Source organism: Halomonas sp. HNIBRBA4712 (assembly GCF_043558675.1).
Classification (GTDB): Bacteria; Pseudomonadota; Gammaproteobacteria; order Pseudomonadales; family Halomonadaceae; genus Vreelandella.
Map to the genome: position 1 here is coordinate 122,182 of NZ_JBIFXR010000003.1, position 25,326 is coordinate 147,507.

General features: G+C 64.0%; 23 protein-coding genes. 9 read left to right on the forward strand and 14 right to left on the reverse strand.

What is annotated here, in order from left to right; all coding sequences use genetic code 11:
- Positions 1-6: 6 nt before the first annotated feature.
- Positions 7-744, reverse strand: coding sequence for an oxygen-insensitive NADPH nitroreductase (gene nfsA / locus ACGK9R_RS07825; protein ID WP_394579967.1), 738 nt, complete (start codon positions 742-744; stop codon positions 7-9).
- A gap of 158 nt (positions 745-902) precedes the next feature.
- Between nfsA and ACGK9R_RS07830 the strand changes: the two genes are divergently transcribed.
- The gene (locus ACGK9R_RS07830; protein WP_394579969.1) at positions 903-1,688 is read left to right on the forward strand and encodes a class I SAM-dependent methyltransferase; all 786 of its coding nucleotides are present in this window, start codon (positions 903-905) and stop codon (positions 1,686-1,688) included.
- A gap of 236 nt (positions 1,689-1,924) precedes the next feature.
- On the opposite strand, the gene ACGK9R_RS07835 is transcribed toward ACGK9R_RS07830, so the two are convergent.
- Entirely contained in the window at positions 1,925-2,986 is a 1,062-nt protein-coding gene (locus ACGK9R_RS07835; RefSeq protein ID WP_394579971.1) for an NAD(P)-dependent alcohol dehydrogenase, read from the reverse strand.
- 189 nt (positions 2,987-3,175) lie between these two features.
- On the opposite strand from ACGK9R_RS07835, the gene ACGK9R_RS07840 reads away from it, so the two are divergent.
- Entirely contained in the window at positions 3,176-4,069 is an 894-nt protein-coding gene (locus ACGK9R_RS07840; RefSeq protein WP_394579973.1) for an AraC family transcriptional regulator N-terminal domain-containing protein, read from the forward strand.
- Positions 4,070-4,099: 30 nt separating this feature from the next.
- On the opposite strand, the gene ACGK9R_RS07845 is transcribed toward ACGK9R_RS07840, so the two are convergent.
- Complete coding sequence (locus ACGK9R_RS07845; protein WP_394579975.1) at positions 4,100-4,525, reverse strand: VOC family protein; 426 nt, start codon at positions 4,523-4,525, stop codon at positions 4,100-4,102.
- A 123-nt stretch (positions 4,526-4,648) separates the two neighbouring features.
- Between ACGK9R_RS07845 and ACGK9R_RS07850 the strand changes: the two genes are divergently transcribed.
- Together ACGK9R_RS07850 and ACGK9R_RS07855 are read left to right on the forward strand one after the other, a co-directional pair.
- Entirely contained in the window at positions 4,649-5,518 is an 870-nt protein-coding gene (locus tag ACGK9R_RS07850; RefSeq protein ID WP_394579977.1) for a LysR substrate-binding domain-containing protein, read from the forward strand.
- Positions 5,519-5,569: 51 nt separating this feature from the next.
- Positions 5,570-5,785: a DUF3820 family protein gene (locus tag ACGK9R_RS07855; protein ID WP_394579978.1), complete on the forward strand. Its 216-nt coding sequence runs from the start codon at positions 5,570-5,572 to the stop codon at positions 5,783-5,785.
- Here the strand turns inward: ACGK9R_RS07855 and ACGK9R_RS07860 are convergent.
- The 5 genes from ACGK9R_RS07860 to ACGK9R_RS07880 all read right to left on the reverse strand — a co-directional run bounded on the left by ACGK9R_RS07860 (position 5,782) and on the right by ACGK9R_RS07880 (position 10,271).
- Positions 5,782-6,120 (reverse strand): hypothetical protein, encoded by a 339-nt coding sequence (locus ACGK9R_RS07860; protein WP_394579980.1) that lies wholly within the window; start codon positions 6,118-6,120, stop codon positions 5,782-5,784. The two genes, ACGK9R_RS07855 and ACGK9R_RS07860, sit on opposite strands and share 4 nt — an antisense overlap.
- Positions 6,121-6,141: 21 nt before the next feature.
- On the reverse strand, positions 6,142-6,621 hold the full coding sequence (locus ACGK9R_RS07865) for a metallophosphoesterase family protein (RefSeq protein ID WP_394579982.1): 480 nt from the start codon (positions 6,619-6,621) through the stop codon (positions 6,142-6,144).
- On the reverse strand, positions 6,622-7,251 hold the full coding sequence (locus tag ACGK9R_RS07870; protein ID WP_394579984.1) for an SDR family oxidoreductase: 630 nt from the start codon (positions 7,249-7,251) through the stop codon (positions 6,622-6,624).
- A 146-nt stretch (positions 7,252-7,397) separates the two neighbouring features.
- Complete coding sequence (locus ACGK9R_RS07875; RefSeq protein ID WP_394579985.1) at positions 7,398-9,488, reverse strand: methyl-accepting chemotaxis protein; 2,091 nt, start codon at positions 9,486-9,488, stop codon at positions 7,398-7,400.
- A gap of 168 nt (positions 9,489-9,656) precedes the next feature.
- On the reverse strand, positions 9,657-10,271 hold the full coding sequence (locus tag ACGK9R_RS07880) for a flavin reductase family protein (RefSeq protein WP_394579987.1): 615 nt from the start codon (positions 10,269-10,271) through the stop codon (positions 9,657-9,659).
- 185 nt (positions 10,272-10,456) lie between these two features.
- On the opposite strand from ACGK9R_RS07880, the gene ACGK9R_RS07885 reads away from it, so the two are divergent.
- Together ACGK9R_RS07885 and arfB are read left to right on the forward strand one after the other, a co-directional pair.
- Entirely contained in the window at positions 10,457-11,404 is a 948-nt protein-coding gene (locus tag ACGK9R_RS07885; RefSeq protein ID WP_394579989.1) for a D-2-hydroxyacid dehydrogenase family protein, read from the forward strand.
- A 5-nt stretch (positions 11,405-11,409) separates the two neighbouring features.
- On the forward strand, positions 11,410-11,823 hold the full coding sequence (gene arfB / locus ACGK9R_RS07890) for an alternative ribosome rescue aminoacyl-tRNA hydrolase ArfB (RefSeq protein ID WP_394579991.1): 414 nt from the start codon (positions 11,410-11,412) through the stop codon (positions 11,821-11,823).
- A gap of 227 nt (positions 11,824-12,050) precedes the next feature.
- On the opposite strand, the gene ACGK9R_RS07895 is transcribed toward arfB, so the two are convergent.
- From ACGK9R_RS07895 to corA, 3 genes are all read right to left on the reverse strand, one after another.
- Complete coding sequence (locus tag ACGK9R_RS07895; protein WP_394579993.1) at positions 12,051-13,097, reverse strand: proline racemase family protein; 1,047 nt, start codon at positions 13,095-13,097, stop codon at positions 12,051-12,053.
- A gap of 58 nt (positions 13,098-13,155) precedes the next feature.
- Positions 13,156-14,322 carry an alcohol dehydrogenase catalytic domain-containing protein gene (locus ACGK9R_RS07900; protein ID WP_394579995.1) on the reverse strand — a complete coding sequence of 389 codons (1,167 nt, stop codon included), beginning with the start codon at positions 14,320-14,322 and terminating at the stop codon, positions 13,156-13,158.
- Positions 14,323-14,413: 91 nt separating this feature from the next.
- Positions 14,414-15,382 (reverse strand): magnesium/cobalt transporter CorA, encoded by a 969-nt coding sequence (corA, locus tag ACGK9R_RS07905; RefSeq protein WP_394579997.1) that lies wholly within the window; start codon positions 15,380-15,382, stop codon positions 14,414-14,416.
- A gap of 183 nt (positions 15,383-15,565) precedes the next feature.
- Between corA and ACGK9R_RS07910 the strand changes: the two genes are divergently transcribed.
- Complete coding sequence (locus ACGK9R_RS07910; protein ID WP_394579999.1) at positions 15,566-16,255, forward strand: hypothetical protein; 690 nt, start codon at positions 15,566-15,568, stop codon at positions 16,253-16,255.
- A gap of 9 nt (positions 16,256-16,264) precedes the next feature.
- Here ACGK9R_RS07910 and ACGK9R_RS07915 read toward each other — a convergent pair whose 3' ends face one another.
- A complete protein-coding gene (locus ACGK9R_RS07915; protein ID WP_394580000.1) occupies positions 16,265-17,764 on the reverse strand; it encodes a CoA-acylating methylmalonate-semialdehyde dehydrogenase in 1,500 nt (499 codons plus the stop codon).
- 308 nt (positions 17,765-18,072) lie between these two features.
- Here ACGK9R_RS07915 and ACGK9R_RS07920 point away from each other — a divergent pair, with 308 nt between their 5' ends.
- Positions 18,073-19,155, forward strand: a complete 1,083-nt coding sequence (locus tag ACGK9R_RS07920; protein ID WP_394580002.1) for a putative zinc-binding metallopeptidase — start codon at positions 18,073-18,075, stop codon at positions 19,153-19,155.
- On the opposite strand, the gene ACGK9R_RS07925 is transcribed toward ACGK9R_RS07920, so the two are convergent.
- Both ACGK9R_RS07925 and ACGK9R_RS07930 read right to left on the reverse strand, forming a co-directional pair.
- A complete protein-coding gene (locus tag ACGK9R_RS07925) occupies positions 19,152-20,156 on the reverse strand; it encodes an alpha-E domain-containing protein (protein WP_394580004.1) in 1,005 nt (334 codons plus the stop codon). The two genes, ACGK9R_RS07920 and ACGK9R_RS07925, sit on opposite strands and share 4 nt — an antisense overlap.
- Positions 20,137-21,720, reverse strand: coding sequence for a circularly permuted type 2 ATP-grasp protein (locus ACGK9R_RS07930; RefSeq protein ID WP_394580006.1), 1,584 nt, complete (start codon positions 21,718-21,720; stop codon positions 20,137-20,139). Before ACGK9R_RS07930 ends, ACGK9R_RS07925 begins: the two co-directional genes overlap by 20 nt.
- 251 nt (positions 21,721-21,971) lie before the next feature.
- Here ACGK9R_RS07930 and ACGK9R_RS07935 point away from each other — a divergent pair, with 251 nt between their 5' ends.
- Positions 21,972-25,322, forward strand: coding sequence for a DUF2126 domain-containing protein (locus ACGK9R_RS07935; protein ID WP_394580008.1), 3,351 nt, complete (start codon positions 21,972-21,974; stop codon positions 25,320-25,322).
- Positions 25,323-25,326: the final 4 nt, after the last annotated feature.

Here is a 25,326-nt window from a genome sequence, read left to right on the forward strand (position 1 = left end):
TCGCGACTACTTCATTTCGAAGCCGCGCTCGATCAGAAAGTCGCGCATGTGAGCGCGCAGCTTGGTTTCGAACAGCGGCGTCAAATTGTTCGACCAGTCGGTATCCTTGTTGGCGCTGCTACGTGCCTGGTAGTAGCTACGCATGGTCTCATCGAAGGCGGCGACATGCTGGTGGTCGCTGGTGTAGACATCCTCCTTGAGTACCGCCTCGACCGGCAGGCGCGGCTTCACTTCGGGTAGACGCTCGGTGTCGGGGTAGCCAAGACACAGGCCGAAGACCGGATAGACGTGTCGGGGCAAGCGCAGAAGCTCGCTGACCGCGTCCGGGTTGTTGCGAATGCCGCCGATATAGCAGATCCCAAGCCCCTCGGATTCCGCTGCCACCACCACGTTTTGCGCCACCAGCGCGGCATCGACGGTGGCCACCAGAAGCTGCTCGGTCATGCCGGAGACGACCTCGGCGCCGGCGCGCTCGGCGGCCTCCAGCGGGCGCTTCATGTCGGCGCAGAAAACCAGGAACGTGGCGGCGCTGGCGATGTAGGGCTGGCCGCCGGCAAGCTCGGCGAGCTTTTCGCGGTTCTCGGGCGCTTTCACGTGGATGATGCTGTACGCCTGCACGTGGCTCGAGGTCGCCGCCGCCTGCCCGGCCTTGACCAGCTCGATCAAAAGGCCCTCTGGCAGCGGCTGGTCACGAAACCGGCGAATGGAGCGGTGGGACATCATCTGTTGGATCGTATCGTTCATATCGTCTCGCCTAATGAAAATGACACGCCGCCAATGCGGCGCTCGCGTTTGGACCACAGCGCCTACGCGCTTGATTCGTCCGCTCATAAAATGGATGTTGACTGACTATACTGACATGGATACGACGCATCCTCCTCCCTGGATATCTGGAAACCGCCATGACCGATACTTCTCACACGCCGGGACAGCACTGGAACTCGCGCCAGTACGCCGAGCACGCAAGTTTCGTCCCCACGCTTGGCCAGGATGTCTTGGACCTGCTGGCGGCTCGGCCCGGCGAGCGGATTCTCGATCTGGGCTGCGGTGACGGCGCCTTGACCGAGCGCATCAAAGCCCAGGGCGCCGAGGTACTGGGTGTGGATGCCGCCGAGGAGATGGTGGAGGCCGCGCTGGCCCGCGGGCTCGAGGCCAAGCGCATCGACGCCTACCAGTTGCCCTTCGATCACGAATTCGATGCAGTGTTCAGCAACGCCGCGCTGCACTGGATGCTGGACCCACAAACGGTGCTGGCGGGGGTGGCTCGCGCCCTCAAACCCGGTGGGCGGTTCGTGGCGGAGTTCGGCGGTCACGGCAACGTTGCCGCCATCTGTACCGCCCTGATCGCCTCGCTTCAGTTTCGTGGCATCAGCGCTCGGGGGCGCCATCCTTGGTACTTTCCAACGACCGAGGAGTACGCCCACCTGCTCGAAACCGCCGGTTTCAAGGTCGATAGCATCGCGTTGATTCCCCGCCCGACCCCGCTGCCCACCGGCATGCAGGCGTGGCTCGAGACCTTCGCCCAGCCGTTCTTCCACGGCCTCGACGAAGATCTCAAGATCACGGTGATGGACAATACCCTGACCCTGCTCTCGCACACTCTGAGCGACGGCCAGGGCCATTGGAGCGCCGACTACGTGCGCTTGCGCGTAGTGGCGCACCTGCCCGAGGCCGTTAGTTTGACATGAGCAGAAAGCGCTCCTGAGTGGTGACCAAAGCCGCCAACCAGCTTCATTTGATGGACAAGTTGCGCATCAGGGTATCACTCCTGTTTATATGGTTGTCTTGAAGGGCATCCGCAGGCGGGACGAGAAGCTAAAACAGCTGACGTCATTTCGCGACTAAAACGCCACCGTCGCCTCCTGAACAAAACCGCCCCGGGACGAATCCGGAGCGGTTGGCTTGACGGACCGAAAGCGGCGTGTCAGACGGGCGTGTTCTTCAGGCTAGCCATGTCGATGACAAAACGGTAGCGCACGTCGCCCTTCTCCATGCGCTCGAAGCCTGCGTTGATGTCGTGGATGTCGAGCATCTCGACATCGCAGGTGATGCCCTGATCGGCGCACAGGTTCAAGAGCTCCTCGGTTTCGGCGATGCCGCCAATCAGAGAGCCCGCCACCACGCGGCGCTTGAACACCAGATTGAACGCTTCGATCGCGGGTTCGATCGGCTCGAGCAACCCGACCAGAATGTGGGTGCCGTCGTACTTGAGTGCGTTGAGGTAGGGGTTCAGGTCATGCTGTACCGGCACGGTATCGAGCATGAAGTCGAAGCTCCCCGCCACGGCCTCCATCTGCGCCGGGTCGCTCGAGACCACCACCTGATCGGCGCCGTTGCGCTTGGCTTCCTCAACCTTGGCGCTCGAGCGGGTGAACACGGTCACCTCGGCGCCCAGCGCCTTGGCGAGTTTCACGCCCATGTGGCCAAGCCCGCCCATGCCGATCACGCCGAGCTTGTGACCCGCCTTGACGCCGTAGTGCTTGAGCGGTGAATAGGTGGTGATGCCGGCGCAGAGAATGGGTGCGGCAGAGGCGAGATCGATGCCATCGGGCATTTTCAATACGAAATGCTCGCGCACCACGATGGCATCCGAGTAGCCGCCCTGGGTCGTGGTGCCGTCGATGCGGTCGGGGCTGCCGTAGGTCATGGTGAACCCTTCGAGACAGTACTGCTCCACGCCGTCGTTACACGCCGCGCACTGACGGCAGGAGTCCACCATACAGCCGACGCCGACCAGATCCCCTTGCTTGAAGCGGCTGACTTTTTCCCCTACTGCCGTGACGCGGCCGACGATCTCGTGGCCCGGCACGACCGGGTACTCACTCATGCCCCAATCGTTACGGGCGAAGTGCAAATCACTATGGCAAACGCCGCAGTAGAGGATCTCGATGGCCACGTCGTCGGCGCGAGGGGCGCGACGCTCGAAGCTGAAAGGGGCCAGCGGCTTGTCGGCGGCAAAGGCCGCGAAGGAGTTGGCTTGTGTCATGATCGCTCCAGGTGGATCGCAAAAACCACAGTATTGGCCCATCGAGCCCACAGCGCGATAAAGGATGCTCCGAAGTTTTTGCCTGTTTCTCCAAAAAAAAGTGATTGAATAACATTATCACGCTGAAAAATGACACAATCCTTAAAACGCGCCTTCCTTGAGCACGCCCGTTTTGGAAAGAGAGCCTTCATGACCGCCGCTACTTCGATGTCGAGCCCGCTTGCCGAGTTCATCGCCCCCCTGATTCGGCACGATGGCTTCAACGCAACACGTCTGTCGGGCGTGTCGCTACTGCACTTGGGGCGCTACCAGCCGCGCACGCCGCTGATCTACGAGCCGAGCCTGACCGTGATTGCCCAGGGGCACAAGACCGGCTACCTGGGCAACCGGGAAATTCACTACGGCCCGGGGCAGTATCTGGTTCAGACCCTGCCACTGCCCTTCGAGTGCGAAACCTTCGGCAGTGCCGAAATGCCGCTTCTGGGTCTGGCCGTAAGGCTCGACCCTGCGCTGTTGAACGAGCTGGTCAGCGCCATGGGTCACGACGGCCCGGCGCACACTGACCCGGAGCCGATGGCCTCGGTGGCGATGAGTGAGACGATGGATGCGGCGGTCATGCGTCTGGCGCAGACCCTTCATGACGAGAGCGCCTGCCACGCAATGGGGGCGGCGCGCCTGCGCGACGTGGTGTTCGAAGCGCTGCGAGGCGATCAGGGACCGGCACTGCGGGCGCTGGTTCAAGGCCACGGGCACTATTCCCGCATCGTGCAGGTGCTGTCCTGGCTGCACAAGGGCTTCGCCGAGGACGTGGACGTCGATACCCTGGCGCGCCAGGCGAACATGTCGAACTCCACCTTTCACCAGCATTTCAAGCAGATTACCCAAGCCTCACCGGTGCAGTACGTCAAGCGCCTGCGTCTATTGAAGGCCCAGACGCTGCTTACCCAGCACCGCCACAACGTCAACCAGGCGGCCCTGGCGGTGGGGTATCGCAGCGTTTCCCAGTTCAGCCGCGACTACAAGCGCTACTTCGGCGACTCCCCGCTCAAGCATCGTCGCAACGAAAAGGCGCCGGGAGTGTGACCCCCGGCGCCCTGGACGCGCAAGCGTGGCTTACTTGGCGAAAATCTGGCTCTTGTCCTTGAACGCCTTGAACTCGAGGGCATTGCCGCAAGGATCGAGCAGGAACATGGTGGCCTGCTCGCCGACCTGGCCCTTGAAGCGCACGTAGGGTTCGATGACGAACTCGATACCCTTCTGCTTCAAGCGCTCGGCCAGTGCCTCCCACTCGTCCCATTCCAGCAGCACACCAAAGTGTGGTACCGGTACGTTATGACCGTCGACCGGGTTGGTGTGCGCGCTCTCCTGGCCCGGGGTTTTCGGATGACCATGAATCACCAGCTGATGGCCGAAGAAGTTGAAATCCACCCAGTTATCGCTGGAGCGCCCCTCTTCCAGCCCGAAGACGTCGTTGTAAAACGCCCGCGCCAGGGGGACGTCGTAAACCGGAATGGCGAGATGGAAGGGAGAAAGACTCATGGCACGCTCCTTGGATCATTCGTTGTCGTTGGTCGAAAAATGCGTTTCGATGCTCATGCTAGGCGGCTTTGTGCGAAAATAAAATCAATATTTTTTTGCTCGATTCACAACCAGGATTTGTCGATGATCCGTGAGCTGAAAACGCTACTGGCGGTGGTTAAGGCCGGCACGTTCGCAGGTGCCGCGCACAAGATCGGCCTGACCCAAGCCGGAGTGAGCGCGCAGATGAAACGTTTGGAAGAGCATTTGGGCGTCACGCTGTTCGAACGCCAGGGTCGGGCGAGTCTGCTCACCCGCCAAGGCCAGCAAGTGCTGAGCCAGGCGCAGGAACTTCTGGCGCTCTACGGTCAGCTGGGGCTCGCCCGGGCGCCCGGTGGCGGGGAGCGCGTGACCGTCGGGGCGATCGCTTCGATGCAGCGGCTGATGCTGCCCACGGCATTGGCGCGTTTTCACCGCGCCCACCCGCAGTGTCGCACGCGGGTACTGCCGGGGCTTTCGATGGCCCTGCTCGACCAGGTCGACACCGGCGAACTCGACATGGCGGTGATCATCCGCCCGCCCTTCGCGCTGCACAGCGGTCTGCGCTGGCAAACGCTCGCGCGCGAGCCGTTTCGGCTGCTGGTGCCCGCCAGCATGGCCGGCCACGACTGGCGCACGCTGCTGACGCGCTATCCGTTCATTCGCTACGAACGAAGCTCGTTTGGCGGGCGCCAGGTCGAGCGCTTTCTACGCGAGCAGCACTGCCAGGTTCAGGATTTGTGCGAGGTCGACGAGCTGGACGCCATCGTCGCCCTCGTGGCCAGAAAAGTGGGTGTGGCGCTACTGCCAGAATCAAAAGCGCTTAAACGCTGGCCCACCGGCGTGCACGCCATGGATTTGGCCGCACCGGATTTTTATCGAGAGATAGGCCTTGTGCATCGCGGCGTCGAGCAATCGAGCCCACCCGCCAGGGCGCTGGCCGAGGAACTGGTCGCCGCTGCCTCGAGCCGGTAAGCTTGCGCTTTTTCGACCGCTGCACGTGATCGGTCCGTTCAGGAGGCAAGCGTGACGCCCGACGATCTTGAAAAGCTGGTGACTCACACGATGCCCTACGGCAAGTACCAAGGCTGGCTGCTGGCCGACCTGCCGGGGCCTTACCTGAACTGGTTCGCGCGCAAAGGCTTCCCCCAGGGTGAGATCGGCGAGCTTTTAGCGCTGATGCACGAGATCGACCACAACGGCCTGGGCGAGCTGCTCGAGCCGCTTCGTCGGCAGCGTTAGTCGCGCGCGGCGAGCGCTCGCGCGAACTCCCGGTGGTAGGCGTCGCGCTGGCGCGTGGGGTCGTCAGGAAAGCGCGACAGCGCCCGAGCCAGCTCGAAAAAACCATGACCTGGCACGCCATCGCGCCGGCTGACGACCAGCGCGGCCAGAAAGGGCCGGCCGCTTTCGGCATCCTCGCGCATCAGCTCTTCGAGTGCCCCGGTTACCCGGGCGATGGTGCGCGGCGGGGCAAGGCCCAGCGCCTCGGCCACCTGTTGATAAGTAAGCGGCAGCGCGCTTTTTGGTGCGTTTTCCAGCAGTCGGCGCACGGCCTCGGTCAAGGGAGTGGTCGTCATCGGGTCTCCTTCGAGCGGGCGCTATAGCGGCAGGTGAATGATCGCGGGACGAATAACGCGCTCATTAAGCCACAGCTTGCCAAGCGTCAGCGGCAGCTTGAAGCGGCGCTTGCCCGCCGCCCCGGGGTTGAAGAGCAAACGCCCGTCCCGCCAGCCGTTGAAGGGTTTGTGCGAATGACCATGCAGCACCGCATCGCAAGCGGTGCTTGCATCGAAGTCCTCGAGCCGATGCACCAGATGAAGCCGCCAGCCGTTGACGGTGAGCGTTTGCGTGGCGGGAAGCGCCCTGGCCCAGTCGGCGGTGTCGATATTGCCGCGCACCGTGTAAACCGGCGCCAGCGCTTCGAGCCGGGCTAGAATATCGGCGTGCTCGGGCTTATGGCCGACATCGCCCAGATGCAGGATCAGCCCGCACCCTTCGAGCAGGGTCAGCGCCTCGTCGCGCAAAAGCCCGTGGGTGTCGCTGATCACACCGACCGGGGTGTCGAGTTTCAGGCCCACCTAGCTCAGCAGCGCATCGATGGGCTGGTCGCCGTTCAAAAGCGTCACCGAGCGGTTTTCAAGCGCCGGATGCCGGGCGACATGCACCAGCGCGTAGGCTACGTCCGCCCGGGTGATCGAACCGCTGGGCGAAGCCTCCAATGAGTCGACGAAGCCGTGGGTCGGCGCCTCGTCGGTCAGGGGGCCGGGCTTGAGGATCACGTGGGCGAGCCCCGAGTTCTCCAGGTAGCGGTCGGCGGCGAGCTTGGCGGCCATGTAAGGGCGCATCTTCTCCGGCGCCTCGAGCGGCTTTTCGGCGCGAATCGCGCTGACCATGACAAAACGTTTGAGCCCCTTCTCTTTGGCAATATCGACGCTTCGCATCGCGCCGTGCAGATCGATCAGAAGCGTTTTGTCCGGCCCGGTGTGGGGGCCTGAGCCGGCGGTAAAGACGACTTCATCGCAGCCCTCGAAAGCGTGGGCCATGTCGCCTTCGAGATCGCCGATCACCGCCTCGATGCCGCGCGCCTTGAACCATTCGAGCTGCTCTTCACGGCGCACCATCGCGCGTACGGCTATGCCCGCCTGCTGGGCCTGTTCGCAGAACTGTTTGCCAATCTGGCCGTTGGCGCCTACCACGAGTATCGTCATGCTACCTCCCTGGCGGTTGTCTGAACCTGTGACGTGTAACATTAAACCGATAGATGCCGGCGCCGACGGGTAAATTCAACCCATCGGCGCGGGCGACCAGCGCTTTCGCCAAATCAGTGCCTCCGCTCAGTTGCATGCAAACGGTACTAACCGGAGCTGGGCAGCGCTCTGTGTTCAGCGTAGCCGCTGACCTGGAACCGGCCCATCAGGGCGTGCATGTCGCTGGCGCGGCTATCCAGCGCTTGGCTGGTACGGGCGGCCTCCTGCACCAGGTGGGCGTTTTGCCGGGTGACCTGCTCGAGCTGGGCGACCATCTGGTTGATCTGATCGATTCCCGCGGACTGCTCGAACGTGGCATTGGCGATATCGCCGACGTAGTGCGTCACCTGGGCCAGGCTATCGACGATTTCCTGTAGATGGGCGCTCGAGGCGATCACCAGCTCTTCGCCTTCGCTGACCTTGCTCATGCTGTCGTCGACCAGATGGCGGATGCGCGCGGCCTCCTCGGCGCTGCGCCCGGCAAGCTTACGTACTTCCTGGGCCACCACCGCGAAACCGCGGCCCTGCTCGCCGGCGCGGGCGGCTTCCACCGAGGCGTTGAGCGCCAGCAGGTTGGTTTGAAAGGCGATATCGTCGATCGCCTTGATGATCGAGGTAATCTTTTCGCTCGCCTGACGAATATCGCTCATGGCTGCGGCGCTGCGCTTGGCTACGTCGTCGGCGGCGCGGGCGCGCTGGTCGACCTGGTGGCTGGCGCCCTTCGCCTGGTCGGCGTAGTCGGCGGTCTGCTTGACCGTCGCGGTCATCTGCTCGAGGCTCGCAGCGGTCTGGGTCAGCGAGCTGGCCTGTTGATCGGTACGCTGGGAGAGATCGTCATTGCCATCGGCGATCCGGCCGCTGCCCTCGGCGATCGCCTCGGCGCTTTCGCGCACCTCGCGCACCATGGCTTCGAAGGTATCCATCATCCGGTTGAAGGCAAGCGCCGCCTGGCCCACTTCGTCACTATGTTTGAGCGCCAGCCGCCGGGAGAGATCGGCGCTTTCGCCGCTGGCGCCGCCGATGGTTTCCATTTGCTGGCGCATGAGCTTGAGCGGGCCGAGCACGCGCACCAGGGTCCGCGCGCCGAAAATGCCGAGCAGCGCCACCACCGCCAGCGTCACCAGCACCAGCAGCGTGCGCCCGGCCTGGGCCAGGCGGCTGGCGTCGGTGGCGGCGCTGTTGGCCCTGGCGGTAATATCGTCGTTAATGGCGTCCAGAGTATCGTTCATCGCCGCCAGCGCCTGGGAGGTGTCAAAAAGCGCGGCCTGAGTACGCGCATCGAGCGCCAGTTGCGCGTTACGCAGCGCAAACACCGAGTCCGGTGCCTCGACCATGAGCGTGTTGAGATCGCCCACCTCCTCGGCCAGCTCGCGGATGACCTCGCGCTGCTCCACTTCGGTACTCGGCGCCTGGGCGATCGCGTCCAGCGCCTGCAGCGCCTGCCCGACCTGGGGCACGATCACGAAGTTACGCAGATCCATCAGCGCCTCGGTATCCTCGACCTGGAGCATCTGGCGACTCAGATCCGCCAGCCGGGCAAGGGCCAGGCGCGCTTCACCGCTCAGGCGGCCGATATCCACGCGCGGGCGGTAAAGATCGTCGAGCAGCTGGGTGGGGAGCGTGGTGGTGCCCTCCTCGCGCCAGGCCTGCATCAAGTCGCGCTGGCTCTGTTCCCGCTGCGCCTGGGTGTAGAGCGTTTGATCGGAGGCACTCTGCGCCCCTTGTATGACGCTCTCGATACGCGCCTGCATTGCCTCGATCTGCGCGGCGATACGAAGGCGCAAGTCGAGCGTATCCTGGCGCACCTCCAAAAGCGCCGCATCGCCGGCCAGCAGCCGCTGGTAGTCGGCGTCGAGCGTGGCCATGTGCGGGTCGTGCTCGTCGCCTGGCGCGCTTTCGAGCCGCTCCCGAGCGCCTTGAAAGCGCGCGTCCAGCGCGTCCAGCGGCGTCACCTCGTTTAGCGCCGACGCGCTTTGGGCGGCCAGCATATCGGCGTGGCGCTGGCCAAAGGCGCCCAGGGTGAGCCCCAGCTGTCGGCCTGCCTCCTTCAGCGCCAGCACGTCCTGGGTGACATAGCGTTGGGCATTGACCAACCGCTGGTTGGTGATCCAACCAGTGGCGGCGAGCACGCCCGCGCCGAGAATCGCCGCGGCAAAAAGGCCCATCAGCATGGCGCGGATACTTAACGACTTTTTCATGACGAAGGTTCGCTTATGGTCGACTAGAGAAAGCGTATGGCCCTGTCGGTACCCCGGGATCACGGGCCGAAAAAGGGCGAAACGCTACGACTATCGGCACCAGAGGCGCGCACTTGAGCGCGACCATAAAAAAACTTCGAATATCCTTCTGTTTTGGCTCGTTTTTACTTAGCCCGGGCGCTCCAGCGCGAAGCGATCGGAAATACGCACGTAGTCGCTCCCCGCCAGCCGACCGACCGGTTTGAGCGTATCCATGGCCACGTGGCGCCCGTCCCAGATCTGCTCGTCGACCTCGATGCTGACGATGCGCGCCAGCACCAGCGAGCCCGCGAGAGGGCTGTCGCCAAAGCGCACGATATCGAAAAGCGTGCAGCCAAAGGCGACGGGCGCGCCCTTGATGCGCGGCACGCTCACCCCCGGCATCTCGGCCTTTTCGAGCCCGGCGTGATCGAACTCGTCGTCATTCGGGGTAAGCGTGGCGCTGGTGGCGTTGAGCGCTTCGACCAGGTCTTCGCTGCCCACGTGCACCACGCACTCGCCCACCGCGTTGAGGTTGTTCACGGTGTCCTTGGTCCTGCCCTCGCCGTCGAGCAGCGGTGAAAACGCCAGCACCGGCGGGTCGACGCTCGCCACGTTGAAAAACGAAAACGGCGCGAGGTTAGCGCGGCCTTCGGCGTCGCAGGTCGCCACCCAAGCGATCGGGCGCGGGCATACGGTGCCGGATAACAGCCGGTAGATTTGGCCGGCGCTGAGCTCGCCGGCGTCGATCGAGTAGTGGGGCATGGCGCCCTCCTTGCAAGGATCAGGAACATCGCGCTGAACGCATTCACCGCGCAGCGCTCTCACGTTAGCGCAAGCTGCCCGGGCATGTCAGCGCCGAAACGAGCCAGCGCCTAAAAACGAGCGGCGCGGTAAAGTCTGCCCGCCGGGTATGCTTTAATGAACCCGCTCATGAAAAGGAGATTCCCGTGCACATCGTGATACCCGACGACTACCAGGACTGCGTGCGCCATCTGGACGCCTTCGCCAAACTCGACGGCCTCCAGGTGACCATCCACAACGACACCGCGACCGAGCTCGACGCCCAAGTGAAGCGCTTCAAGGAGGCCGACGCCCTGGTGCTGATTCGCGAGCGCACGCCGATCACCGCCGAACTGCTCGAGCGCCTGCCCAAACTCAAGGTGATCAGCCAAACCGGCGGCGGCGCGGCCCACGTGGATCTTGCCGCCTGCAAGCGCAAAGGCGTGACGGTGATGACCGGCAAGGGCTCGCCGGACGCCGCCGCAGAGCTGACCTGGGGGCTGGTGCTCGCGGCGATGCGCCATATTCCCGAAGAGGTCGAGAACCTGAAAGCCGGGCGCTGGCAGCGAACGCTGGGCACCGGGCTCAAGGGGCGTACGCTGGGGATTTTTGGCTACGGACGCATCGGCAGCGTGGTCGGGCGCTACGCCCAGGCCTTCGGCATGAAGGTGCTGGTATGGGGCCGCGCCGGCAGCCGCGAACGCGCCATCGCCGACGGCCTGGGCGTGGTGCAGAACCAGCAGGAGCTTTTCGAGCGCGCCGACGTGCTCACCCTGCACCTGCGCCTGAACGACAAGACCCAGGGTATCGTTACGGCGTCGCACCTGGCGCGCATGAAGCCGGGCTCGCTTTTGGTCAACACCAGCCGCGCCGGGCTGATCGAGCCGGGAGCGCTGGAGGCCGCCTTGCAGCAGGGCCGCCCCGGGCGCGCGGCGGTGGACGTTTTCGACGACGAGCCGGTCACCGACCACCCGCTGCTCTCACTCCCCAACGTGGTCGCCACGCCGCACTTGGGCTATGTGGAGAAGGACAGCTTCGAGCTCTACTTCGGCGACGCCTTCGACAACCTGAGGGCGTTCATCGACGGGCGTGCGATCACCAATCTGGCGGGGTGAAGGCGATGCTCAGACTCTCCAACAGCGTGACGCTCGCCGACTGGGAGATCACGCTCACCCAGATTCGCGCCCAGGGCGCCGGCGGGCAGAACGTCAACAAGGTCGCTTCCGCCGTGCACCTGCGCTTCGATATACCGCACTCGACGCTCCCACCGGTCTACAAGGAGCGGCTGCTGGCGTATTCGGATCAGCGCATCAGCAAGGAAGGCGTCATCATCATCAAGGCGCAGAGCCACCGCACCCTCGAGCTCAACAAGGAGGATGCGCTCGCCCGGCTCAAGGCGCTGATTCTGGAAGCGGTAACGCCACGCAAGGTGCGCCGCCCCACCAAACCAAGCAAGAGCGCCAAACGCCGCCGGGTCGATAACAAGACGCGTAAGGGCGCGATCAAGTCGCTGCGGGGGAAGGTGTCACCCTGACGCTTAACGCCGTTCAATCGGGCTTGACTGAGGTTGTGGGAGGGAGCTTCAGCTCGCGACGGGTGGCCCGGCAAAGGCACCTGACGGCGCCATTCGCCCGCTGAAGCGGCCTCCCACATGAGGTTTGTGGCCCTTGGCACGTACATGCCTTGACTGAGCCGCATTACCCGCCACGGGTTGCTTGCGAGCCCGCTGAAAGTGATCACTCTCCTCCCCTCGGCGCTAGATCACGAGCCTTCGTGCCGGTCGCTCAGGATATGGTGCAGTTCGCCGCAGCGCACCATCGGGTCCTCGCAGTTGATCACGATCTTCGACTCGGCGAGCACGTAGCTGCGCCCGGTGATGGTGTTTTCGACCACCTGATAGGCACCTTCGCGGTGGGTGCCGGTAAAGGTGCCGATGAAGCCGGTTTCCCTTAGCGACACGGTTTCGAGCTTGTCGCCGATCTCCAGGCGCCCTTCATACCTCATCAGCGCAAGCCGGGCCGAGGTACCGGTACCGGTAGTGCTGCGACAGATCACGCCCGGGTGGACATAGGTCGTCGAGCGCGAGCGGGTATAGCCCTCGCCCACCGCCTCTTCCGGCCCCATGAAGTGCAAAAACGGCAGCGGCCCCACGTCGCCCAGGGTGTAGTGGGAGAAGCCGCGCTTGGCCTTGATCGCCTCGACGATTTTATACGCGCAGGCGGCAAGGGCGGCCTCCTCGTCAAGGGTCAGCCGAAAACCGAGCGCCTCGGCGTCGACCAGCGCGTAGAACCCGCCGCTGTAGGCGATCGAGTAGGTCACCTCGCCCACGCCGGGCACCGTGAGGGTATCGCGGTAGGTGTCGATATAGCTCGGTAGCCCCTCACAGGTGACCGACTCGACTACGCCGTTGTGTACCCGCGCTTCGATTTGCACCAGCCCCGCCGGGGCTTCGAGCTTGAAGCGCTGGATGCCCTCCTGTTTGGGTACGAGCCCCGTTTCCAGCACCGCCGTAGCGGTACATAGCGTGTTCGAGCCGGAATAGATCGGGTAGCCCATCACCTCCATGATGATGTAGCCCGCCACCGCTTCCGGGTGGGTCGGCGGCACCAGTAGATCCACCGACATCTCGGGAATGCCGTAGGGCTCCTCGAGCAGAAGCCGCCTCAGGCCGTCGGCGTCGTCGCGCAGGTACTCCATCTGCGCGCGCACCGTGGCGCCGGGCAGCGCGTCGATGCCCGCGGTGACGATCCGGCTGACGTCGCCGCCGGCGTGGGTATCCATCAGTTCAATGGTATGACGGTTTTTCAAGGGCATCTCCCGGGATGGCCAATGAGAAAAGCGAAAAGCGCGATAGGCAAAAAGAGCGTTAGCTCGATGCGAGCGCGAACGGCGCGCCGTGGGTTTCCCACTGGGCGTCGGGGACGATCACGATCTTGCCGAGATAATTATTACCCCGGCTGACGAAGTAGCGCTCCGCCTCGTGCAGCTCGGAAAGCTTGAACGCCGCGTGCAGCACCGGCTTGAGCGCGCCTTGCTCGATCCAGGCCATCAGCTGCGCGGCTTCTTCGCGGGTGCCGTGAGAGACGCCGAAGATCTGCACCTGATAGAGGTAGATGCGCGTCCACATGATCTCGCTGATGTTGCCGCCGCTGGCGCCGGCGATGGAGAGCCTTGGGTAGGTGGCGCGCGCGCTCATGTCCGAAATCATGGTATCGATGAAGAGATCCGTCATCGAACCGCCTACCAGATCCATCACCGCGTCGATCGGCGCGCCGCCGGTAGCCTCGAGCACCCGGTCAACGAAGGTGTCGAGCTCGCCCCGGTCGATCACCGCCTCGGCGCCGAGCGCTAAAAGTGCCTCCGCCTTGTCCGGCTGGCTCACCGCGTAGGGGATCGCGCCGACGACGCGGCAGAGCTGGATCAGCGCGGTACCTACGCCGCCGCTGGCGCCGCTGACCAAAACGCGCTCGCCTTCACGCACGTTTGCCGCGGTCATCATGTGGTAGCCCGTTTGATAGGAGCACATGCCCATCGAGGCGAGTTCGGCGTCGGTCAGGTCGGGGTTGGGAATGTGATGGAACTGCCTGGAAGGCAGCGCCACGTACTCGGCGAAGCCGCCGTCGGCGCCGTGGCCGTAGTAGTCCGGCGCGAGGTTGATATCGGCGCGCGCATCCGGGTAGAGGTTGAAGTCCAGAAGACCGCGCTCGCCGATGCGCGCGGTATCGACGCCCTCGCCCACCGCCACCACGCGCCCGGCGATGTCCGCGCCCTGAATGCGCGGGAAGGTGAGCGTAGGGGAGCCCCCCATGGCAAAGGAGGTTACTTCCTCCTTGCCTTTGGTCGGGTAGAGCCCTTCGCGCGCCTTGCGGTCGGTGTTGTTCTTCGCCGTGGCGGTCACCTGTACCAGCACCTGGCCCGGGCCGGGCGCGGGGGTGGCGACATCCTCGCGGTACTCGAGCCTGTCGATGTCGCCGTGGCCGGTCAAGAGCATCGCTGCCATGGTGTCAGGTACGGTGTCGCGCGCGTTAGCCATCAAGGCCTCCCATCATCACGAGGTGAGTTTGGGAGACCATATCAAACTTTAGCCCTTGCTCAATCCCCCCGACCGCCCCGGGGGCATCGAATCAGAACCACTTCTTGCGCTGGAAGTACCAGACCAGGGCGCCCGCAATCACGAGCATCAACGCCCATACGAAGAAGTAGCCGTAGCGCCAGCCGAGTTCCGGCATGACCTCGAAGTTCATCCCGTAGATTCCGGCGATAAAGGTCAACGGCACGAAGATCGCGGTAATCACCGTCAGGATGCGCATGGTGATGTTGAGCTGGTGCGAGGAGATCGAGATATAGCCGTCGACCAGATCGCCGCAGATGTCGTAGTACATCTGGGTCAGGGTGTAGAGGCGCTCGAAGCGCTCGGCGACGTCGTTGATCGCGTACAGGGTTTCGCTTTGATCCCGCGGCAGGTGCTCGTAGTCGTAGGCGGTCAGCTCCTGGGTGATGCCCTTGTGGTAGCTGAATATTCGCCGCATTTTGACCAGCTTCGAGCGGTAGCTGATGATCCGGCGCATCAGCGCGTCGTTGCCGTCTTCCAAAAGCTCGTCTTCCAGATCGCTCAGCGCGGTTTCGAACTCAAGCAAACTGTCGCTGTAAAACCCCGCCGAGGTGTACATCACTCGCAGGGCGGCGCGCTCCGGCGACTGTGCCAGAAGCGCCCCGCCCTGGGCGTTGAACAGCCGCTCGATACTCATCGCCTCGCCCGGGTGCAGGGTGATCAAAAAGCGCTCGCCGATGAAAAACGACACCTGCTGGGGCACGAAGTTGAGCTCCGCATCGAAGGATGAGATACCGCGATAGATGATCAGGGTGTGGTTCTCGAACTCCTCGATCTTGGGCGGGTGGCGCTCCTTGTGCGCATCCTGAATCGCCAGCGGGTGACACTCGAAGCGCTCCAGCAGCGTGCGCTCGACGGTTTGCTCTTCGCCCTGAAGGTCGATCCAGATGTGGCTGTGCGGCGCTTCCCGCCACTGCTCGATCAGCTCTTCGCCGCCTATCTGTTGGCTGCCATCCGGGCTTGTCAGCATACTGCGAATCATCGTCTTGCCATCCTCGTCGACCTGAAACTCCGGCGCTAAAAGGCCGAGTAAAAGCCGATCACTCTAGCTTACGTTGAACCGGAGCGTTAGCCGAACACGAGATAATTAATGTCAATGAGATAAAAAAGCCATACCTTGAAGAAAGAGATAACTTGAAGAAAACACTGCGTTTGAGGAGGCCCCATGCCTTTCGCCGAAGCCAAGGAACACGTGCACGGGCGGCTGCACGGTTTGTTCGCAGACCCGTATCGCGCGTTTGAAAACAGCGCCCAGGAGCGCGAACTGCACGTCAAAGTGGCGCTCTACATGCTGCTGGGCAAACCCATGGCCCAGGGGCTTGTAACGCTTCGCATCATTCACGGCTGGGAAAACGGCGGCTGCGATCCGGCGGACCTGGCCCACATCGACTCGCCGCTGATCTCGCTCGAGGCGTTTCGCGCGGCCGCGAGCGCCTTCGATCAGCGCTCGCGCGAGGATGCGCTTTCGGTGTCACGACAAGGGGTACTACTGGCCGAGCCGCTAGCGGCGGCGATCAAAGCCGCAACCGCCAGGGGTGAAACGGTCGAAGACGGCACCCGCGCGACGCCGGCGCGCTGGCCGGCCTTCGAGGGCGGCCTTGCACTCTACACCCAGTTCAAGATGTATCACCGCCTGGTGTACGGCGAGGATGAGCGCTACCGCTGTTCGCTTTGCGACACTGCCCTTGGGCGGCGCGAGATTCACGAATTTCACCTCGAGGAGGGCGAGTTCGCGCTGCTCACGCCGCCCGCCGGTGAAGCAGAAAGCGGCGAAACGCTGCTGGTGTTGCACGAAAGCCAGCTCGAGCAGATCGAGCGGCTTTTCGAGCAGAGCCTGCCTCTCATGCAGACCTAGCGGGCCGGTTCAGCTCAGCGAGATCGTGCTGTTGATACCGCCGGAGACGTTCTCGGGCTCGAACCAGCGCGCGGTCACGGTCTTGGTCTGGGTCCAGAAAGCGATCGCCTGCTTGCCGTTGGGGCCCAGGTCGCCGAGTTTCGAGCCGCGCGAGCCGGTGAAGCTGAAGTATGCCACCGGCACCGGAATGGGCACGTTGATGCCGATCTGGCCGACGTCGATGTCGGTTTCGAAACGCCGGGCCACCCAGCCGGAACTGGTGAAGATCGAAGTGCCGTTCCCGTTGGGGTTGGCGTTGATGAACGCAATCGCCTCCTCCAGCGTGGCCACGTTCACCACGCACAACACCGGTCCGAAGATCTCCTCCCGGTAGATGCTCATGTCGGCGGTCACGTCACTAAAGAGCGTCGGCCCGACGAAATTGCCGTCCGGGTAGCCTTCCACCTGGTAGCCGCGCCCATCGAGCGCAAGCGTTGCGCCTTCGCGCTCGCCCTGATCGATCAGCCCCTCGACCCGCGCCCTCGCCTGGGGCGACACCAATGGCCCCAGGTCGGCGTCGCGCTGGGTACCGGGGCCAACGCGCATACCGCGCGCACCTTCGATCAACTCATCGAGCCACTGTCTCGCCTCCCCCACCAGCACGACCACGGAGTTGGCCATGCAGCGCTGGCCCGCCGCCCCGAAGGCGGAGCCCAATAGACTATTGATCGCCTGGCTTTTGTTGGCGTCCGGCATTACCACGCAGTGGTTCTTCGCCCCCATCATCGCCTGCATGCGCTTGCCTGCCTTCGCCGCGCGCTCGTACAAGAGCCCGCCAACGTGGGAGGAGCCGATGAACGACAGCGCCTTGATGCGGGTATCGTCGGCGAGCTGATTGGCCACCTCCGGCCCGCCGTGGACCACGTTGAGCACGCCCGGCGGCACGCCGGCCTCATGAGCGAGTTCTACCAGGCGCATGGTCGAGCTCGGGTCCTGCTCGGAGGGTTTCAAAACGAAGGTGTTACCCGTGGCGATCGCCAGCGGAAACATGAAACACGGCAGCATGATCGGGAAGTTGAACGCCGTAATGCCCGCGCCCACGCCAAGCGGCTGGTGCAGGGTGTACACATCCACTTCGCTTGCCGCGTTCTCGGCCACTTCACCGAGCTGCAGCGAGGTGATCGAACAGGCGTGCTCCACCACCTCGAGCCCGCGACCGACCTCGCCTTCGGCATCCGGCAGTGTCTTGCCGTGCTCCTCGGTGATCAGCGCGGCGAGCTCCCCGGTGTGCTCGCGAATCAGGGCGGCGAGCTTCATCATGATGCGCATGCGCTTGTTGAGCGGCGTCTTGCGCCATTCGCCAAAGGCCGCGCGGGCGCTTTCGATGGCGCGCTCGACCTCGTCCGGGGTGCAAAACGGCACACGGGCAACGGCTTCTTGCGTCGCCGGGTTGATCACCTCGCGCCACTCGCCGCTTTGCGACGCCACGGCCTGGCCGTCGATGAAAAGTGGAATGTCTCGTAGAGCCACAGCGTTTCTCCTGATCGATTGTTATTGCTTTTAAAAGATTCCGCCGCGAGGGGTAACGCTGCTGGCCGCGGCGCGCATGCTCGTATCGGCCCAGATATAGCAGCAAGTTGACGTAAACGTCAATTAGCCCTTGGCGGTGCCGAGCGGGTAAAAAAATACCCGCCGTTTTGGATGAAAAGCGGGGCCGAGACGCATCCAACGCGCAACCGCCAGGCTATGCTGCGAGAATCGCCACCCTCATAAAAAGTGCGGCATCGAGGGCGGGCGCTGATAGGACTGAAAAGAAGGTGCACAACAAGGAGACGTTCATGCAGACCTTTAGCTGTCGCTGTGGTAATCCGCTGTTTTTCGAAAACACGCACTGTGTCGCCTGCGATTTTGAAGTCGGCTGGTGCCCTTCGTGCCATGCCATCGTCGCGCTCGAGCCGCTCGAATCCGGCCAGTACCGCTGCAGCGCCGCGGGCTGTGAAGCGCCGCTGGTCAAGTGTCACAATTACGCGGTGGAAAACGTCTGCAACCGCATGGTCGCCGCCGACCACGCACCGGCGCCTGGTGGCACCGAGCCGGCACCGCTGTGCGACTGTTGCTGCCACAACGACGTGATTCCGGATCTTGGGGTGGAGGGCAACCGCGAGCGCTGGGCGGCACTTGAAGCCGCCAAGCGTCGGCTTTTCTACACGCTGGATTTATTGAAGCTGCCCCATGGCGCTCCGGGCGACGATACGCCGCTGCCGCTCACCTTTTCGTTCATGGCCGATGCCCTGCCCGACCAGGGGCTCTGGCGCTCGGTCGGTCAGCAGAAGGTGTACACCGGCCACGCCGAGGGCCATATCACCATCAACGTCAAGGAGGCGGATACGGTGGAGCGCGAGCGCTTGCGGGTCGATATGAACGAGTCCCACCGCACGCTGATCGGCCACTTTCGCCATGAGGTCGGCCACTACTATTGGGATCTACTGGTCAAGGGTCAGGACGAAGAAGCCTGCAAGGCGGTCTTCGGCGACCACGAGAACCCGACTTACAGCGAGGCGCTGGAGCAGTACTACCAGCAGGGTGCGCCCCAGGACTGGGCCGAGCGCCACATCTCCGCCTACGCCACCATGCACGCCTGGGAGGATTTTGCCGAGAGCTTCGCGTTCTATCTCGACATGGTCTCGGTCCTCGACACCGCTCAGCACATGGGGGTTACCCATACCGAGTACGACGGTAGTCTGGAGAGCCTGGTACAAGCGTTTCATCAGGTGGGGCTGGCGGTGAACGAACTCAACCGCGACATGGGGCTTCTGGACCTGGCGCCCTCGGTGCTGGCCCCGCCGGTGCACGCCAAGCTCGAGTACCTGCACGAGCTGATCGCTCGTGCAGGGGGGAGTGCCTCGCCCGGCGCCGCCTAGTCGTTATCCTGTTCCCCGCTGGTGCTCTGGGTCGGGCGCTGGCTCGAGTCGACGCGGGGAACGTCCTCACTGTTGACGAAATAGGTCGCGCTCAGGGTGTCGTGGATGTTGGCGAAAGCCACTTGCAGCTCGTCGATGAAAGCGTGCAGCTTGCTCGGCGAGTGGGCGAGCGCCTGAATGTCGGCGTCGATCACGTCCGCCCGCACCAGCGAGACCGTGGCCGCTACCCGGTCCTGGCGGGGTAGCCACTGAAGTTCCTGACTCAGGGTTTCAAGCGTACAGGCGATCGCTCGCGGCAGATGCGGGTCCTGCAATAGAAAGCGCAGCACGTCGGGGCCGCGTACCCGTAGACGCACCTGCTGGCGGTACATCTGATAGGCGGTCAGGGACTTGAGCAGGCTCATCCACTGCAGGTTCTCGAAGGGCAAGAGCTCTTCGGGATTCTGCGGCAGTAGACTCGCCGAGCGCACGTCGAGAATCCGCGTGGTCATATCGGCGCGCTCGAGCTGGCGGCCAAGCTCGATGAAGGTACGCGCCGGGCCGTGGCTCAGCGTGCCTTCGATCAGCCCGGTCAGGGTCTGGCAGCTGCGAATCACGTTCTTGAGAAACGCGTCTCGCCGGCGCGGGCTGACCCCGTGCTCGGCGTGATCCGCCACGCCAAGATACAGGTAATTCACCTCCTCCCAGATCTCGCGCGGCACCACATCGCGGGTAGTGCGCAGGTTCTCCCGGGCGCTGGCAAGCGACGCAAGGATCGAGCTCGAATTTTGCGTATCGGCGCAGAGAAAATGCACCACGCTCTGTTCGTCGAAAGTGTCGAAACGCGCGCGAAACGCCTCGAGCGTGCCGGTCATCTCGATCAGCGGCGCCCAGCCCAGGGGCAGATTGCGCGGCAGGTCGAGCATCAAATGGCTGTTGACGCTCAAAAGCCGCGCGGTGTCCTCGGCGCGCTCGACGTAGCGCGCCATCCAGTAAAGATTCTCAGCGACCCGTGACAGCATGGTGCTCGCCTCCCTGTTGCTGACTCTGATGCTGGCCCTGGGACTGGCCCTGCTGTTGAGATTGCGACTGACCTTGTGATTGCCCCTGCTGCTGGCTCTGGCTCGCGTCGTTTTCTTCCACGTCCACGATCCAGGTATCCTTGCTGCCGCCGCCCTGGGAGGAGTTGACCACGAGCGACCCTTCCACCAGCGCCACCCGGGTGAGCCCACCGGTGGTCACGTGAATATCCGGCCCGGCGGAGAGTATGAACGGGCGCAGGTCGACGTGGCGCGGCTCGGGCAAGCCCCCGGCAAGCGTGGGCGTGGTAGAGAGCGCGATGGTCGGCTGGGCCATGTAATTACGCGGATTGGCCTCGATCAGCCTGGCGAACTCGTCGCGGGTCTCCTTGGTCGAGCGCGGGCCGATCAGCATGCCGTAACCGCCGGACTCGTTGGCGGGCTTCACCACCAGCTCGTCCAGGTGCTCAAGCACGTACTGGCGATCCTTCTCGAACATGCACAGATAGCTCGGCACGTTGGGCAAAAGCGGCTCCTGGTCCAGGTAGTAGCGGATCAGCTCCGGCACGAAAGCGTAGACGACCTTGTCGTCGGCCACGCCCGCCCCCGGGGCGTTGGCCAGCGCCACGTTGCCCGCCCGCCAGGCGCGCATCAAACCGGCCACGCCCAATACCGACTGCTTGTTGAACACCTCCGGGTCGAGGAACTCGTCGTCGACCCGGCGATAGATCACGTCTACCCGCCGGCGCCCTTCCACCGTGCGCATGTACACCACGTTATGCTCGTCGACCAGCAGATCGCTGCCCTGAACGAGCTCCACCCCCATCTGCTGGGCAAGGTAGGCGTGTTCGAAGTAGGCGGAGTTGTAGATCCCCGGGGTCAGCACCACTACCTGGGGGTCGTCGCCGGGGCGCGGCGACATCGCCGCCAGCATGTCGTAGAGCTGGGCGACGTAGTCGTCCACCGGCAAAATCTTGTTGGAGGCAAAAAGCTCCGGCAGCACACGCTTGGTCACGTTGCGGTTTTCGAGCATGTAGGAGACACCCGAAGGAATGCGCAGGTTATCCTCGAGCACATAGAGCGTGCCGTCGGCGCCGCGCACCAGGTCCGAGCCGCAAATGTGCGCCCACACCCGGTGCGGCGGGTTGATTCCCACGCACTGCGGGCGAAAGTTGACCGACTGGGCCAGCACTTCCGCCGGCAGCACTTTGTCCTTGACCACTTTCTGGTCGTGATAAAGGTCGTCGATGAAAAGATTCAAGGCCTGCACGCGCTGCTTGAGCCCGGCCTCGGTCTTGCGCCACTCGCTGGCGGGGATGATGCGCGGCACGATATCGAAGGGCCAGGCACGGTCGATCATCGCGCCTTCGGAGTAGACAGTAAAGGTAATACCCATGGTACGAATCGCGACTTCCGCCGCGGCCTTGCGCTCGGCGAGCTCGTCGGCGCTGAAGTGGGCGAGCATGTTACAAAGTTCAAAAGCCGAGGCGCGGGGTTGGCCGGGGGCGGCTATGAGCTCATCAAAATAGTCGCGGCAGGCGTATTGATTCCAGTTCACTTTGCTCATGGGCGCTCTCCTGGCGCGGCAGCGAACCCGCAGGTCCGATAGCCTCAGTTTAGGTGGATCTGCGCTAAACGCCCGCTGCGGGGTAACGTTGTGTAAACGTTATGGCGCGCCGCTCACTGCGCGTCAAGCTCACCCTGGGCCTTCATCATTCAACGCAAATTGTGCTGCAAAATTCGCCGCCCGGAGCGATACTGCGTTCTACCCGGGGGCTGGCGCACGCGTGTTCGCCCCGCTCAACTCTAGGGTGGCCCATGACCATTCGCGTTGCCTTGACTCACCGCACCACGTACCGCTTCGACCGTGCGGTCAATCTTTCGCCTCATGTGATCCGCCTACGCCCGGCACCGCACTGCCGCACCCGGATCGAGTCCTACTCGCTGGATATTTCCGGCAATGACCACTTCCTGAACTGGCAGCAGGACCCGTTCGGCAACTTCAACGCCCGCGTGGTCTTCCCTGAACCGCGCCGCGAGCTCACCATCGCCGTCGAGCTGATCGCGCCGATGACGGTGATCAACCCCTTCGATTTCTTTCTCGACGAAAGCGCTCAGAAGCTGCCCTTCACCTATCCCGAAGAGCTCAAGCGCGAGCTCGGCCCCTACCTCGAAGTCACCGAGGCGGGCCCGAAGCTCACCGAGTGGCTCGAAAGTGTGGATCGTACGCCGCGCACGAGCGTCGACTTTCTCGTCGAGATCAACCAGCGCCTGCAGCAGGACATCAGCTACCTGGTGCGCATGGAGCCCGGCGTACAGAGCTGTGAAGAGACGCTGACGCTTGGCAGCGGATCGTGTCGCGACAGCGCCTGGCTGCTGGTGCAAATCTTTCGTCATTTGGGATTGGCGGCGCGCTTCGTTTCCGGCTATCTCATTCAGCTGGCGCCGGACGTCAAGGCGCTCGACGGCCCGTCGGGCAGCGAGGTCGACTTTACCGACCTGCACGCCTGGACCGAAGTGTTCCTGCCCGGCGCCGGCTGGGTCGGTCTCGACCCCACCTCGGGGCTGTTTGCCGGCGAAGGCCACATTCCGCTGGCCGCTACGCCGACCACCGGCAGCGCGGCGGCGATCACCGGTTTTTGCGACAAGTGCGAGGTCAGCTTCGACGTCGAGATGCGCGTCGAGCGCATTCATGAAGATGCCCGGGTCACCAAACCCTATAGCGATGAGCAGTGGTCGCGCATCGTGGCCCTCGGCGACCAGGTCGACGAAGAGCTATTGCGCGAGGACGTGCGCCTGACCATGGGCGGCGAGCCCACCTTTGTCTCCATCGACGACATGGAAAGCCCGCAGTGGAATATCGATGCGCTCGGCGAACACAAGCGCGAGCGCGCCGAGGCGCTGTTGACTCGTCTGCAGGCCGTCTTCGCCAGCGGCGGCGTGGTTCAGCAGCAGCAGGGCAAGTGGTACCCCGGTGAGCCGCTGCCGCGCTGGGCACTGGCCTGCTACTGGCGCAAGGACGGCGTGGCGCTGTGGCGCGAACCCAAATGGCTTGCCTGCATGGAAGAGGCCCCGGCGGTGCACGCCAACGAACTGCTTGCCAAGAGCTTTACCCACGCGCTGGCCGAGCGGCTGGGGCTTTCGCCGCGCTTCTGGATTCCGGCCTTCGAGGACGCCTACTACTACCTGTGGAAAGAGCAGGCCCTGCCAGTCAGCGTCGACCCGCGCGAGGCGAACCTCAAGGATGACGCCGAGCGCCGCCGCCTGGCCCGGCTTCTGGAGCGCGATCTCGGCGCGGTGGTGGGTTACGCCTTACCGCTTCGCCACTCGATCGCCCAGAACCACCGTTGGGAGACCGGGCGCTGGCCGCTCAGACGCGATCACCTCTATTTGATTCCCGGCGACTCGCCCATGGGCCTTCGCCTACCGCTTTCGGCGCTGCCCTGGGCGGAATCGGAAGATCGACCCCAGCCGCAGTCGCTGTTCGCCCCGCGCGCCGAGCTTGGCGACATTCACGGCGAGGTCGCGCGGCGTCACGCCGAGCAGCACCGCGCAAGCTATGCCGAGCGCGTGGGCCAGAGCGTGCATGCAAGCTCGAGTCACCCGGAAGGCGAGTCGGTGCAGCAGCAGCCCAGCGCCGAGCAGGACCGCCAGCACGCCGTGGTCCACACGAGCCTGTGCGTCGAGCATCGCGACGGCCGGCTCCACGTTTTCCTGCCGCCGCTGACCCAGCTCGAGCACTACGTCGATCTCCTCAGCAGTATCGAGGAGTGCGCCAAAGAGATCGGCTGCCCGGTGATGATCGAAGGCTACCCGCCGCCGCGCGACCCGCGCCTGGAAAGCTTCATGATCACCCCGGACCCGGGTGTGATCGAGGTCAACATCATGCCGGCGGCGAGCTGGCAAACCCTGGTGGCGCAAACCGAACGCCTCTACGAGCAGGCGCGCCTTTCAAGACTGGGCGCCGAGAAGTTCATGCTCGATGGCCGCCACACCGGCACCGGCGGCGGCAACCACGTTACCCTCGGCGGTGTCACCCCGGAGGATTCGCCGTTTCTGCGCCGCCCGGCGCTTTTGGCGAGTCTGGTCACCTACTGGCAGCACCATCCGAGCCTTTCGTATATTTTCTCGGGGCTGTTCATCGGCCCGACCAGCCAGGCTCCACGGGTCGACGAGGCGCGCCACGAAGCGCTCTACGAGCTCGAGATCGCGCTCAAACAGATGCCCGAAGGCGACGTGGCCAAACCCTGGCTGGTGGATCGCCTGCTGCGCCACCTGCTGACCGACTTGACCGGCAACACCCACCGCGCCGAGTTCTGTATCGACAAGCTCTACTCGCCGGATAGCGACACCGGTCGGCTGGGAATTCTGGAGCTTCGCGGCTTCGAGATGCCGCCTCACGCCAGACTTTCGTTGATGCAAACGCTTTTGATCCGCGCGCTGGTGGCCAGGCTCTGGAAAACGCCCTACCGCGGCCGCCCGGTGCGCTGGGGAAGCGCGCTACAGGATCGTTGGATGCTGCCCCACTACCTGTGGGAAGACCTGGGCGACGTGCTCGATGATCTGCGCCGCCACGGCTTCGATTTCGAGCTTGCGTGGTTCGAACCGTTTCGCGAGTTCCGCTTCCCGCTGCACGGGCGTCTTTCGACGGACACGCTCAGTATCGAGCTGCGCCAGGCAATCGAGCCCTGGCACGTGCTCGGCGAAGAAGCCACCGCCGGCGGCACCGCGCGCTACGTGGATTCATCGGTGGAGCGCCTCGAGGTCAAGGTCAGCGGCATGAGCGACGACCGCTACGTGGTGAGCTGCAACGGCCGCCGCGTGCCGCTCAAGCCCACCGGGCGCAGCGGCGAAGCGGTGGCCGGGGTGCGCTACCGCGCCTGGCAGCCGCCCTCGGCGCTGCATCCGCAGATTCCGGTGCACGCACCGCTGGCATTCGACGTGATCGATACCTGGAACCAGCGCAGCGTGGCGGGCTGCACCTATTACGTGGTGCACCCCACCGGGCGAAGCTTCGACACCTTCCCGGTCAACGCCTTCGAAGCCGAAGCGCGGCGCATGGGGCGCTTCGAGGTTGGCGGTCACCGCCACGGATTTCAAATGCCGCCGCTGGAAACGCCGAGCCCCGAGCTTCCGCTCACGCTCGATTTACGCTGGCAGCCTGGCTGATGGC